This window comes from Citrobacter sp. JUb117 (genome assembly GCF_024809055.1).
Classification (GTDB): Bacteria; Pseudomonadota; Gammaproteobacteria; order Enterobacterales; family Enterobacteriaceae; genus Citrobacter; species Citrobacter gillenii.
Window position 1 is genome coordinate 385825 of record NZ_JANUFB010000004.1, and the last position, 13855, is coordinate 399679.

Annotated in this window: 9 protein-coding genes; 6 read left to right on the forward strand and 3 right to left on the reverse strand. The window is 55.2% G+C overall.

The annotated features are described in order from the left end of the window. Positions 1 to 3777, reverse strand: a complete 3777-nt coding sequence (gene tamB / locus M2374_RS11795; RefSeq protein WP_181688523.1) for an autotransporter assembly complex protein TamB — start codon at positions 3775 to 3777, stop codon at positions 1 to 3. Next, the gene (gene tamA / locus M2374_RS11800) at positions 3774 to 5507 is read right to left on the reverse strand and encodes an autotransporter assembly complex protein TamA (RefSeq protein ID WP_115259591.1); all 1734 of its coding nucleotides are present in this window, start codon (positions 5505 to 5507) and stop codon (positions 3774 to 3776) included. Before tamA ends, tamB begins: the two co-directional genes overlap by 4 nt. 212 nt (positions 5508 to 5719) lie before the next feature. On the opposite strand from tamA, the gene msrA reads away from it, so the two are divergent. Next, a complete protein-coding gene (gene msrA, locus M2374_RS11805) occupies positions 5720 to 6358 on the forward strand; it encodes a peptide-methionine (S)-S-oxide reductase MsrA (protein ID WP_181688524.1) in 639 nt (212 codons plus the stop codon). 47 nt (positions 6359 to 6405) lie between these two features. Here msrA and M2374_RS11810 read toward each other — a convergent pair whose 3' ends face one another. Continuing rightward, a complete protein-coding gene (locus M2374_RS11810) occupies positions 6406 to 7458 on the reverse strand; it encodes a LacI family DNA-binding transcriptional regulator (protein WP_181688525.1) in 1053 nt (350 codons plus the stop codon). 189 nt (positions 7459 to 7647) lie between these two features. Here M2374_RS11810 and M2374_RS11815 point away from each other — a divergent pair, with 189 nt between their 5' ends. From M2374_RS11815 to M2374_RS11835, 5 genes are all read left to right on the forward strand, one after another. Continuing rightward, positions 7648 to 8808 carry a Gfo/Idh/MocA family protein gene (locus M2374_RS11815; protein WP_096758543.1) on the forward strand — a complete coding sequence of 387 codons (1161 nt, stop codon included), beginning with the start codon at positions 7648 to 7650 and terminating at the stop codon, positions 8806 to 8808. A gap of 10 nt (positions 8809 to 8818) precedes the next feature. After that, positions 8819 to 10000 (forward strand): Gfo/Idh/MocA family protein, encoded by a 1182-nt coding sequence (locus M2374_RS11820; protein ID WP_181688526.1) that lies wholly within the window; start codon positions 8819 to 8821, stop codon positions 9998 to 10000. After that, entirely contained in the window at positions 10000 to 11067 is a 1068-nt protein-coding gene (locus tag M2374_RS11825; protein ID WP_181688527.1) for a Gfo/Idh/MocA family protein, read from the forward strand. The genes M2374_RS11820 and M2374_RS11825 overlap by 1 nt, the downstream gene beginning before the upstream one ends. Before the next feature lie 10 nt (positions 11068 to 11077). Next, positions 11078 to 12100, forward strand: a complete 1023-nt coding sequence (locus tag M2374_RS11830) for a Gfo/Idh/MocA family protein (protein WP_181688528.1) — start codon at positions 11078 to 11080, stop codon at positions 12098 to 12100. Positions 12101 to 12306: 206 nt separating this feature from the next. Continuing rightward, positions 12307 to 13851, forward strand: coding sequence for an MFS transporter (locus tag M2374_RS11835; RefSeq protein ID WP_181631642.1), 1545 nt, complete (start codon positions 12307 to 12309; stop codon positions 13849 to 13851). The last annotated feature ends 4 nt before the right edge of the window (positions 13852 to 13855 follow it).

The window sequence follows — 13855 nt, forward strand, 5'->3', positions numbered from 1 at the left end:
CTAAAACTCGAACTGATAGAGCAAATCAAGTGCCTGATCAACGCCAGACACAGCTTCCAGATATAGCTTAGGCATCAGACGATAACGTAGCGTGAGTGTCGCTAAAGAGTCAAATATACCCACACCATATTTCACCTGCAGACCTGGCAGTACATATCCGCTGACAACCACCTGAGATGAATCGCCCACCCCTTGCGTGTCCAGCGCCAGATTGCTTACGCCAAACGTCTCCCCGATTTTACCCACAATCTGACCACTTTGTGCAACCCCTAAGCCAATAAGCATAGACGTCATTGCCGCACTATCGCTCTGTTCGCTGTCCAATCCTTGCCCGCGCAGCAGGTAAGAGAGCGCCATTTGCTGCGACATCGCCGGGTCGGAGAAGATTTCCGCTTTCGGTTCATCTGCCGTACCCGTTACGCGAACACCGGCGATCACGTCGTCTTCGGTGGCATCCGGGTTACGAATAGCCTCGATATTGAGCAGCGGCTGATCCGGTGGACCGGAGAACAACAGCTCACCTTTACGTACAATCAAATCCTGACCATACGCATGGAAGCGGCCGCTTGGGATATTAATCTGCCCGTTGAGGCCCAGCCCCTGCTTATCCTGTGCCACTTTGAGATCGCCCGTCAAACGTGCTTTCAGACCAAAGGCATCGATACGCACGTTGTTGCCGACGTGGATGTTCAGGTTGCTGTTGATCGGGATCCCGGCGCTCTGCGGTTTCTCCGGCTGTAGATTGTCATTGAGCATCACCATATCACTGGAAACACCGACTGCGCTTTCCGGCAGGTCGTGCACCACAATACGCGCCCACGGCACATCAACATTGCCGTTCAGAGTAAACAGGTTCGGTGTGGCTTCAAATTCCACATCCGGCGAGACATCCAGGCGCACCATTGGCGGCACGGTGATACGCACCCGGCTGCCTTTGGCCGCAATGCGCGCTCGCCAGTTGTCTAGTTGACTCCAGTCGGCGTCACCGCTCAGGTTTATCTCTCCCTGCTGCGTGCGCACCACGCCCGCAATTGTCGAACGGGTCCCGGTGAAGTTAACGGCCAACTGGCTGGGTTGCATGTCGAACGGCATAAAGTTGCCGTCAACGTCCAGGCCGCTCAGCTGCAACTGGCCGAGCAATTGTGGACTTTGCAGGTCACCTCCGAGGCGCAGGTTGGCGTTTAGCATCCCGGCGGCTTTTTCGCCGCGCGAGAAGATAGGGTTCACCATCGCCAGATTGAAATTGCGGATATTGACGTTCCCGCCCAGATTGCGTCGTCCTTGCGGGTCACTTATCTGCACCTGACCGTCAAACTGGCCGTTATTGGTCAGGCGGATCAGCCAGCCCAGTTCGGCACGGTTGTTGTGCAGGTCGGCGGTGAGATTCAGCGTGTCAAACGCCACCGGCAGCGGGGCATCGTTGACGCTTTGTGTCACCTTCACATTACGTCCATTCAGCGTCACCTGCCCCTGCGGCAGTCCTTCTTTGGTGGTGTCCCAGCTCACATCGGCCTTGCCTGTGAACACGCCGCTGGCCTGGGTGGCATCCGGCATAAACGGTTTCAGCATCGCCAGATCGAAACGGTTAAGGTTCACCACTGCGCGACCTTCCGCTCCGGCATCTATCGTCTGCGGTACGCACAGTTCCGCATTCGGGTTGTTCCAGCAGTGCGGCCCGATGCTGATTTTCTGTTCCTGATTGCGGTAATCCAGCGCAATGGCGCGGTTCAGCGACCACGGACCAACCGGGGTCTGGAAGCGGGTATTGCTTAATTCCCCTTTCCAGCGCTGCTCTTTGCGATCAAAACTCCCGGCCAGATCAAGCTGTCCCGAAACCGGCTCGCCCTGAATACGTAGCTGCAGCTCATGCTGCTTTTCGCTTCCTTTGGCGTTCAGCGTAACCAGATTGATGTTCACATCAGGTTGCACAATCCGCTCAACGCGCACGTTGAGGTTACCGGCAATCTGCTCCGCTGATTTCACATCGCCTTCAACACGCACCTGAGCCACGGACAGTTCCTGCCAGCGCAGGCCACGGGCGGTGATATCCGCCAGCAGTTCCGGCGCCTCTACCGTACCACGCACCTTGACCTGCCCCTTCGCCGTGCCGCCCAGCCCCGGCAGCGCGTTATCCAGACTTGGGGCATCAATCGTCGCGTCGAGATTGAGATCTTTGACGCCCAGCTCACCTTTCACCTCAGCGCTGTTGCGCCCCAGTTCCAGATGCAGGCCGGGGATGGTCCACTGCAGGTAGCTGTTACCCTTCAGCGAGCCGTTCACATTGACCTTGTTCTGCTTCACGTTACCGCTCAGCTTCAGCTCTGGCACCTCCATCTGCCAGCTTCCGCCGTACAGGCTACCGCGGGTTTTGATCACACCATTCAGTTTCGAGGGCCAGTCCGGCACCTCTTTCGCCGTATTGATGCCGTCCAGCGTCAGCTCCCCGCGCCAGCTAATGGCTTGCTGCCAGTCCACCAGCGCTTTCAGCTCGGTTTTACCTTCCAGTGCGGCAACGCTAAGTTTGTCGAGATTGATCTGCTGCTCATTGCCTTTGGCATCCAGCGTGATGATCGCCGGAGGAATATCCTGGCCTTTCACGGCGGCGTGCATCGAGAGCGTATAGTCGGTCATCTTGCCGGTCAGCTTGAGCTTGATGTCATCGGCCTGGAACTGCTTATCGCCGGTAAATGGCCAGTAAACCTGCTTACTCACCACCTCCAGATTGAGCGGTAATCCCGCTTCCGCCAGACGTGTCTGTGCACGCAGATCCATGTCCACCTGACCAGACAGATTGACACCCACTTCCAGCTGGTCACGCAGCGCGCCGCCAACCTTCAGCTTCACCTTCTCGCCTTTTAACGGTTCGATGTTCAGCGTGCTGTTGAGGGTAATATCAACCGGCCATTTGTCGGTCAGTTGCGCCGTACCGCTGGCCTTCACTGCCCCCTGGCTGGAGTCGATATCCAGCGCGTCGAGCTTCATGTTGCCGTCAATGCTGCTCACCTTCAGCAGCATGTTATATACCGTTAAATCCGTATCACCGGTGACGCGCAGCTGCTCACCGCGAAATTCTTCGATATTAAGATTCAGCGGCAGATGAACGTCGGTCATTTCCGGCAAAACAGGTTTTGAGAACAGATCTTTCAGCGTTTCGCCCAGCGGTTTTTCATCCGGCTGCGGGTTTTGGATCTTCGGTTCCACCACCTCTTCCTGCGCCACGTCCGCCACTTTTGGCAGGGCGATTAACAGCCCCTGCAATGACGTAGGTTTCAGGGTCAGCGTTTTTTCCTGCCAGTTCAGTCCGGAGGTAAAATCCAGCACCGACACCGTGGTGTCATCGATTTTGATATTGATGTTGTTAAGCGCCACGCGGGAAAGCGTGATCGGGTAAGGCGTGGAGAGGTTTAGCGGGCCGCTGTCTTCTTCCTCAACCGGCGCAGAAGGCGGCATCTTTTTGCTGTCGATCGCCACGTTGATGTCTTTCAGCGACAGATCGTTGACGCACAGGCTGCTGTCCCACAGGCAGTTAAGACCAACGGCCAGATGCACTTCACCGGCATTCACCGCCACACCAGGTTGGTCGTAGCGAATATTTTTAAGCGACAGATCCCGCCAGCCGCCGGTGACCTGGCCAATCTCCAGCCCTGGAACCCAACGATTAGCGGCCTTGAAGACCAAATGCAGGCCCGAGGTCGTGCCGACGAGGAACGCCACGAAGCCCAACAACAGCAGGATAACAATCAATACGCCGAGGCTTATCTTCTTCCATAAACTCATAATTCAGGCCCCAGACCGATGTAAAACTGTAAACCATGTTCATCTTTGTCGCCGATCGGCGCAGCTAAATCGAGCTTGATCGGCCCGACCGGTGACTGCCAACGAACGCCAACCCCGGCACCGGTTTTGAAATCGCTGCGGCGGATATCGCTCACCGCTTCACCGCTATCCACAAACATCGCCCCCCACCATTTACCGGTTACGTTGTACTGGTATTCCAGCGATCCGGTCGCCAGCTTGGAGGCCCCTTTCAGCTTGCCGTCACTCCCTTCAGGCGAAATAGATTTGTATTTATAGCCGCGAATACTGCGATCGCCCCCGGCGAAGAAACGCAGGTCCGGCGGGACTTTGTCGAAATCGCCGGTTTCAATCCAGCCGAGGTTGCCACGCATCACAAAGCGATGGCTATCGTACAGCGTACGGATCCAGACGTTTTGCGCCTGAAAGACGGAGAAGTCGACGTCAGAGCCCCAGGCGGTATTGGAGTAATCAATGGAATAGCGCTGGGAATCGCCCCAGACGGGCATCAGGCCGCCGCGCGAGCGCGTCCGGCTGATCATCACGCCCGGATACAGCAGCATCGTGGTGTTGGTGACGTTACCCTGAGTAAAGTGGTCAAGACTCCAGCGCAGGTTGATCGCACGCTGCCAGCCGCTGGAGAGGTCCCAGTAGCGGGAGACGGCAAGCGTGGTTGAGTCCTGCTCGGTGTCGTTCAAATCGGTACGTTTAAAGCCCCCCTGCACCAGGTAATACTGCTCCAGCGGGTTCTTTAACAGCGGCATTTTATAGCTGAAATCCAGGACCTGCTCCGGCGCAGAGATACTGGCACTGGTGGTCAGGCTATGGCCGTAGGAGTTCATCCACGGCTTTTTCCACGTGGTTTTTAACCGTGGTCCGACGTCGGTTGAATAGCCCACCCCGGTTTCAATGGTGTTTTCCGTGCGTGGTGAGACCACACCTTTCAGCGGTAACACTTTGGTTTCGCGGGCTTTGTCGAACTCTGGTGCCACCACGACAGAATTAAACCAGCCGGTTGCTGAGAGACGGCGGTTCAGCTCCGCCAGGTCTTTGGATTCGTACTCTTTGCCCTCTTTGAACGGCACCAGGTTTTGCAGGTACTCATCGCGAATTTGCGAACCTTCAAAGGTGACATGACCAAAGCGATAGCGCTCACCGCTGTTGTAATCGATATCCCAGAACGCCTGGCGACGATCGAGCGCAATCCCCAGCTGGCTTTTATTAAATTCACTGTCAAAGTAGCCTTTGCGCAGCGCCACGCTGGTTAATGACTTTTTGAAGCTGTCATAGTCTCCTTGATTGAGCACCGTGCCGATTGCCGGACGCGTTTTCAGCAGATCCAGGTAATCGCTATCGGTGCGCGCCCCGCCGCGTAAAACAACGTCGGTTCCACCAATAAGTACCGGCTCTCCGGGCGTCACTTTAGCGATTAATACCTGACGTCCCTTCGCCGGCGGCGGACGCAGTTCAAAATCAATGGTCGGCTCAAAATAGCCCAGCGCTTTTAACCCTTCGCGAATAGCGTCATCAACGCGCGCACGAAAACGTCGGTCTGGTGTGACTTCATCACTTTGAATCGTGGACAACTGCGCACGGACGTTTTTCTCCAGCGGTCCCGATAATCCTTCGACCTGTAAGCGAACATTTGCGGCGACGGCCGGGCCGCTTAAGCACAGCAACCCCACCCAACACAACTGACGGATATGTGGCACATTTTCTCCTGAATATCCTTTTTTCCCACCCCTGGAAAAAAATACTCTGCCGTTCCTCGGCTTAACAAAAAATCAACAATAAGAGTTGAAAAACAGACGGCAACCCAAATATTTCTTATGTTTAACTCTAGACGTATTCACGCCAGTTATTGTGGGCAAAGACGCGTCTTGTTACAACCTTAACCCAAATGACTGATTTCGGGAGAACGGCCATGAGTTTATTTGATAAAAAGCATCTTGTTTCTCAAGCAGATGCTCTACCTGGACGCAACACCCCGATGCCCGTGGCAACGCTGCATGCGGTGAACCAACATTCGATGACCCACGTACCCGAAGGGATGGAAATCGCCCTGTTCGCGATGGGCTGTTTCTGGGGCGTGGAGCGTTTGTTCTGGTCTTTACCCGGCGTTTACAGCACGGCTGCCGGGTATACCGGCGGCTACACGCCTAACCCAACCTATCGGGAAGTCTGTTCTGGCGAAACGGGCCATGCCGAAGCGGTGCGTATCGTTTATGGCCCGCATGTTATCAGCTACGAGCAACTGCTGCAGGTGTTCTGGGAGAATCACGACCCGGCGCAGGGCATGCGTCAGGGCAATGACCAGGGCACGCAGTATCGTTCGGCCATTTATCCGCTCACGCCGGAGCAAAAGAGTGCAGCAGATGCCAGCCTCGCGCGTTTTCAGGCGGCGATGACCGCTGCGGGCGATGACCGCCACATCACGACAGAGATTAATACCGCCACGCCGTTCTATTATGCCGAGGACGATCACCAACAATATCTGCATAAAAACCCTTATGGATATTGTGGCATTGGCGGCATTGGCGTGTGCCTGCCGCCGCAGAACTAATCTGCTGCTGCCCGATGGCGCTACGCTTATCGGGCCTGTCGGGTCAACTATTGCTCCCGAGCCAGCGCGGCATGGCGCGTGGCATTGGCGACGGTTCCCCTTTCCGTCACTTTGCCCTTGAGCAGCAGATTAAACACCGGCGCAGCCGGGCGATTGAGGCGGTTTTGCAGCAAATGCACCGCTTCTACGCCTAATGCCCGACAGGGAATGGTAATGCTGGTGACCGCAGAAACCACATGGCCATCCAGTTCTTTGACGTCCGTGGTCATCAGCGAGATATCATCGGGAATGAGTACCCCCAACGCTTCCAGCACGCGACGAACGCCGCTGGACATTGACGCCCCGGCACAGAAAATCACTTCCGGCCATTCGCTCTGCGGCAGTTCACGTAGCCGGTCGCTAATCGCCTGTATCGCCTCTGGTTCAGAAAATCCTTCCGTCACCAACAGATCGCGCCGGGCATCAAACGGCACCTGATACTGCCGATAGATCTCCTTTATGCCTTCCAGACGCCAGTACAGGGTTTCACGTCGTAGGCTGGTGACGTGGAGAATGCGCCGATGCCCCTGCTCAAAAAGATACTGCACCGCCTGGTTGCCAATCGATCGGTGATCGGGCGAGACCGCGTCCAATACCCCTTCTTTATCCTGTGAGTTGATCAGCACGCAGGGTTTTCCCAGCGACTGCGCCAGCTTATGCACGGTGGGGTCATCAATGCCGATGAGAATAATGGCGTTGATATTCTTGCTGTTGGCCTTTTGCAGAAAGAGCTTGATGTCGGCTCGCTGCTCATCTAACCCGCAGTAGCTCAGATAGACATCATGCGGCGCAATAGCTTCAGCAATGCCGCGCGTCACTTCGAGGTAAAACACATCGCCCTGCGCAATGAATGTGCGCTGTGGAGCGAAGACCGCAATCCCGTTGATCAGCAGCCGCCCGCAGGCCAGCGTATCAAGCACCCCTAGCTGGCGCGCACATTTCACGATGGCTTCCCGAGCTTTATCGCTGGTACAAGACTTCCCGCTCAGTACCCTCGACACGGTACTCACGGAGAACCCGGTTAAGGCAGCGATTTCATCCATTTTTAGCTTGCCTGACATTCTGTGACCTCGCTCGCAATCTATCTTTGCAAGTTTTTGCAAACCTAGTTCATTGACTCTAAAACACTTTTTCAATATCTGTGCGAACTTCTTCCTCATCCTGCAACCGCTCTCACAAAATCACATTGTCGATATTCCAGGCGTTTCTTATGGTCCGCTTATCCCTTATTTCTGATGAAAAGGCCTGACATGAAAAAATTACGCTTTGGCATTATTGGCGTGGGAAATATTGGCACAGTCCACGCCCGCTATCTGCTGGCTGGGACCGTAAAGGACGCCTGCCTGACGGCGGTCTGTGATAATAACGCCGACAAGCATGCCGCTATTCGCCAGTTAGTAGGCGATGCGGTTGCACTGTTTATCAGCGCTGAGGAGATGCTGAACAGTGGGCTTGTCGACGCGGTTATCGTCGCTACGCCGCACTATGCGCATCCGGGTTTATCGATGATGGCGATGCGTCTTGGCATTCATACGTTGTGCGAAAAACCGGCCGGGGTCTGTACTGCGCAGGTCCACGAGATGAACACCTGCGCCCGTGAATGCGATGTGGTGTTCGGCATGATGTACAACCAGCGCCCGAACCCGCTGTATCAGAAGGTGAAAGATCTGATCGACAGCGGCGAGCTGGGCGAATTGCGCCGCTCCAACTGGATAATCACCAACTGGTATCGCTCACAGAGTTACTACAACTCCGGCGGCTGGCGCGCGACATGGAAAGGCGAAGGCGGCGGCGTGCTGCTCAATCAGGACCCGCACCAGCTTGATTTGTGGCAATGGCTGGTCGGTATGCCCATACGCTTGCGCGCGTTTTGCCAGTTTGGCAAACACCGCCAGATTGAAGTAGAAGATGAGGTCACCGCCTACGCGGAATACGCCAACGGTGCAACCGGCGTGTTCATCACCACCGTCGCCGAAACCCCCGGCACCAACCGCCTCGAGATCGTCGGCGATCGCGGAAAAGTGGTGGTGGAAGAAGGCCGCCTGCGCTTCTGGCGACTGCGTGAATCCGAAACCGACTTCAACGCCCGCTGGCAAAACGGCTTTGGCGAGCCGGAGTGCTGGGAAGTGACTATCCCTACCGCACCAGAATGCAGTGAGCATCATGTCATCACCGCCAATTTCACCGCCGCGGTCCTGCACGGCGAACCGCTCATCGCCCCTGGTCTGGAAGGCATTCGCGGCCTGACGCTGTCCAACGCCATGCATCTCTCTACCTGGACCGATGACTGGGTTGAGCTGCCAATTGACGAGCAGCGCTACGCCCGGTTGTTGCAGGCGCGTATCGACTCATCGGTCGAGAAAACCACCGCCAGCCGCACGCTGGACGCCTCCGCAAGCTGGCAGCGTTAAGGGGATGACCATGCTGAATATTGCCATTGTCGGCACCGGAAACATCTCCCATAACCACATTCAAAGCTATTTACAGTTTGCGGATCGCTGCCGGATCGTCGCGCTGGTCGACATCTGGCCGGAAAAAGCCGAAGAGAAGAAAACGCGCTACGGCCTAAGCGAAGCACGGGTCTACAACAGCCATCAGGCCATGCTGGACGCAGGTATTAATGTGGACGTTGTCGACGTCTGTACTCCGCCGTACGTCCACGCCGACATCAGCATTGATGCTCTGCACGCGGGCAAACACGTGCTGTGCGAAAAACCGATGGCCGCCTCGCTCGCAGAGTGTGATGCGATGATTGCCGCGCAGAAAGCCAGCGGAAAAATGTTATCGGTCATCGCACAAAACCGCTTTACCGATGCCTTCTGGCGCTTAAAAGCCGCCGTTGATTCCGGCCTTGCGGGCAAAATTTGCCACGCACAGGTGGACTCGTTCTGGTGGCGCGGGCATTGCTATTACGATCTGTGGTGGCGCGGCACCTGGCAGAAAGAAGGCGGCGGCTGCACGCTGAATCATGCGGTACACCACATCGATGCAATTCAGTGGATGCTCGGCTTCCCGAGCGAAGTGGTAGCGATGATGAGCAATGTCGCCCATGACAACGCGGAAGTGGAAGATCTCAGTGCGGCCATTTTCAAATATTCAGACGGGGCGCTGGCTCAGCTCACCGCATCCGTTGTGCATCATGGTGAAGATCAGAAAATCGTTATTCAGGGCGAAAAGGCGCGGATCTCCGCCCCGTGGAAGGTGTATGCCAGCCAGTCGGCGGATAACGGCTTTCCACAAGCGGACAATAATCGCGAACTGGAAGAGCAACTGGACGCGCTGTTTCATGCCATGCCTGCGCTTCAATGGACGTTGCATAGCGGACAAATCGACAACCTGCTCAGCGCTATCGAACAACAGACGCCCCCACTGGTCGACGGGGAACAGGGTAAACGTTCGCTGGAGCTGATTACCGCTATCTACAAATCCGCCATTACCTGCACGGTGGTAACGCTGCCCATCCCCAGCCACGACGATTTTTATCGTACCGGCGGCCTGATGGCAAAAGCCCCGCATTTTTATGAGAAATCCGCCTCCGTGAGCAATTTCACGGAAGTCGGTGCTATCCCTCTGGGTAAAGACTTAGATTCAGGAGCAGAGTAATGAACAAGACAGATGGAATGAACTACGCCCCGACCGGCAAACCACAGCCAGTGGTAAAACCTGGTGAGTTTGTGATTGCCGCTGCCACGCTCGACCACGGTCATATCTACGGGATGTGCAACGGGCTGATCGAAGCCGGAGCCACCCTGAAGTGGGTGTACGACCCGGACCCGGCGAAAGTGGAGAAATTCCTGCAACAGTACCCGCAGGCGCAGGTGGCTGACTCACTGGAGACCATTCTCAACGACCGCGATGTCAGGCTGGTCGCCGGGGCGGCAATCCCCTCTGAACGCTGCCCGCTGGGACTAAAGGTGATGGCGGCGGGTAAAGATTATTTCACCGACAAAGCACCGCTGACTACTCTCGAACAGCTGGAAGACGCCAAAGCCATGGTGGCCAGGACCGGGCGCAAGTACGCGGTTTACTACAGCGAGCGCCTGCACGTTGAAAGCGCAGTTTTTGCGGGCGATCTGGTCAAGCGGGGGGCAATAGGCCGGGTGATCCAGACCCTGGGCACCGGCCCGCATCGTGAAGGCAGCGGACGTCCGGACTGGTTCTACGATCGACGCTATTTCGGCGGCATTCTGTGTGATATCGGCAGTCATCAGATTGAGCAGTTCCTGTTTTACACCGACAACCTCGAGGCGCATGTGGTCGCAAGCCAGGTGCGCAACGTCAATCATCCGCAGTATCCACAGTTTGAAGACTTTGGCGATGCGATGCTGGCGGGCGATAACGGCGCAACGGGCTATTTCCGCTGCGACTGGTTCACGCCGGACGGCCTCAGCACCTGGGGGGACGGACGCCTGACGCTGCTGGGCACCGAGGGCTATATCGAGATCCGCAAGTATGTCGATATTACCCAAGGTGAACAGGATGTGGTGTATCTGGTTAATAAAGATGGGGAATTCCGCTATCCGGTCGCCGGTAAGGTAGGGTTCCCGTTCTTCGGCGAGTTTATTCTCGACTGCCTGAACCGTACCGAAAACGCCATGACCCAGGCCCATGCGTTTAAAGCCGCCGAGCTGTGCGTGAAGGCGCAAATGCTCGCCAATGCGCATGCATAATGGGGGCAGCATGAAAACGTTAAATGCCGCCATTATTGGTGCCGGTGCCATCCACCGTAGTCACGTCAACGCCCTACGGCTCTTGCCGGGGGTGACGCTACGCGCGCTGGTCGACACCGACAGCGTCAACGGGCTACAGCAGGCGATGGCCTATAACTGCCGATTTTATCCCAATTACCGGGAAATGCTGCTGGATAACGACATTGACGTCGTGCATATCTGTACGCCGCATTTTGAGCATAAAAATATGATTCTCGCCGCCCTTGCTGCCGGGAAGCATGTGTTTTGCGAAAAACCGGTAGGCATGAATGGAGGGGAAGTTGCCGACATCGCTGACGCCGCAGCCTCGGCGCCGGGACTACTGGGCGTGTGTTACCAAAACCGACTGAATCCCACCAGCCTACGCATACGCGATGAACTGGCGAAAAATACGCATGGCAAAATGCTCAGCATGAAAGCCGTGCTGACCTGGTCACGCTCCGGGGCGTACTACAGCGACAGTCCGTGGCGCGGGCGTTTTGCCCGCGAAGGCGGCAGTTTGCTGATTAATCAGGCCATTCATACTCTCGATCTGATGCAGTGGTTCGCCGGGGGCGTCACACGCTTAAAAGGCGTGGTGGATAGCAGCGAACTGGCAGCGGTGACGGAAGCAGAAGACAGCGCGATGGCAACGCTGCATTTTGCCAACGGTGCACGTGGCCTGTTTTACGCCAGCAACTGCAATACGCTCGATTCGCCGCTGCTGCTGGAGATCCACTGTGAAAACGGCATGCTTCAGCTAACTGACAACGCGCTATGGCGCGTCACAAAGGACCAGCGCCTGAAGCTGGATAGCGATGGTTCACCAGACGGCAGCGCCAAAAGCTACTGGGGTCTTGGTCACCAACTGGCCATTCGCCAGTTCTATCATGCTATTACCCATCGCGGTCAGACAGAATATATCGATATCCATCAAGCCCAAAAATCGCTGTTGATGGTGGACGCTATTTATCGTTCATCTCTGACGCGACAATGGATAAATATTAATAATTAAAATTCATTAAGCATTCCATAAGTAAATAAATAAGCCGGGTAATACCGGCATACAGATACCCTATACACAAAATCATTCAAGATGCTTTAAGGCGGCAAGTCTGGTAACGCCCAGGCGCTTACATAAATAAGTGACTGGGGTGAGCAGGCGTAGCCAACAAAGAGGCTGCTTGAAGGATGACGTATATATACACTGGAAAAATAATTATGGTTAAACCAACTGAACGCAGAGTCGGTTATGGTGTAGCAATTGGCTACGGCATCACTGATTTATTTGGCGGCGGGGCTTTCGCTATTATCGGCACCTGGCTGTTATTTTTTTACACTACCTATTGCGGTTTAAGCGTCCTGGAGGCAGGTTCCATATTTGCTATTGCCCGCGTGATTGATGCTTTACTCAGCCCGATTATGGGCTACGTCACCGATAATTTTGGCAATACCTGGCTTGGGCGGAAATTTGGCCGTCGCCGCTTCTTTTTATTACTCAGTTCGCCGCTCATGTTTCTCTATGCCCTGCTGTGGCTGACCGATATGGGTTACTGGTATTACCTGGGAACCTATTTGTCGATTGAATTGCTGTCGGCCATGGTACTGGTACCGTGGGAAACCCTGGCAGCAGAGATGACTAACCGTTACGAAGAGCGTAGCCGCCTTTCCGGCGTGCGCATGATCTGCTCGCAGCTCGGCGGCTTTCTGGCCGTCTCAGTTCCCGGCATTCTCATGCAGTTTACGGGCAAAGATAATCCGTTTACCTACACCCTGACCGGGATTATCTTTTCCGTCGTTTTCTGTATCGCCGTGTTTATTACCTGGCGCTGCACATGGGAGGCCAAAGATGTGCAAGAGGAGGCATTTAAAACGGACCTTCAGCGCAGCAGCGGATTGTTCAATCATCTGAAGTACCTGGTACTCGATCTCTTCTCCTCGTTCAAAATTCGCGCTTTTCGTTTGCATATTATTATTTATATTTTCTCTTTCACCGCGATGGATGTATTCGGTTCAGTATTTACCTTTTACGTTATCTATTGTTTGAATCAGGATGCCGCATCGGTTTCCGGCTGGTTAAGCATTGCCGCGTTTGCGTCGGTGTTTGGCACCTATGGTTTTATGCTATTACTGAATAAACTCAATATTACGCCGTCCGCGGCGCTACGACTCTCTTATAGTTGTATATTTGCGGTGCTGGCATTTTTATTTATTATCTATTACACCCAAACTCAGGTCTCCAACGTGTTGTTCTCCGCCGTCTTTATTCTGCTCGGCATGGCGCGCTCGGGTCTCTATTATATTCCGTGGAATATTTACAGTTTTATCCCCGATATCGACGAGATGGTGACCCAACAGCGGCGCGAAGGCATTTTTGCGGGCGTAATGGTACTCACCCGCAAGAGTACCGTGGCTATCGCTATCCTGCTGATCGGCATGGTGCTGGAGGAGTCGGGTTTTGTGAAAGGCAGCGGCGCCCAGCCTGCAATGGCGCTGCACGCCATTATCGGCTTGATGATCTTTGCTACCACCGCGCTGCTGGCCGTCAGTTTCTACACCACCTACAAATTCAAGCTCACGCGTGAGACGCATAAATTGCTGCTCAAAGAGATAGCCCGCCGCAAGCTGGGAGGCAACTATCGCGACTGCGATGAGGAAACACGGGTGGTGATAAAGCAGCTCACCGGCTACGAGTACGATGAAGTCTGGGGTGGCAGTGCAACGCAGCGGGCCACGGGGCGCGTCAGTCTTTCAGAAGCAGAATAAGGAG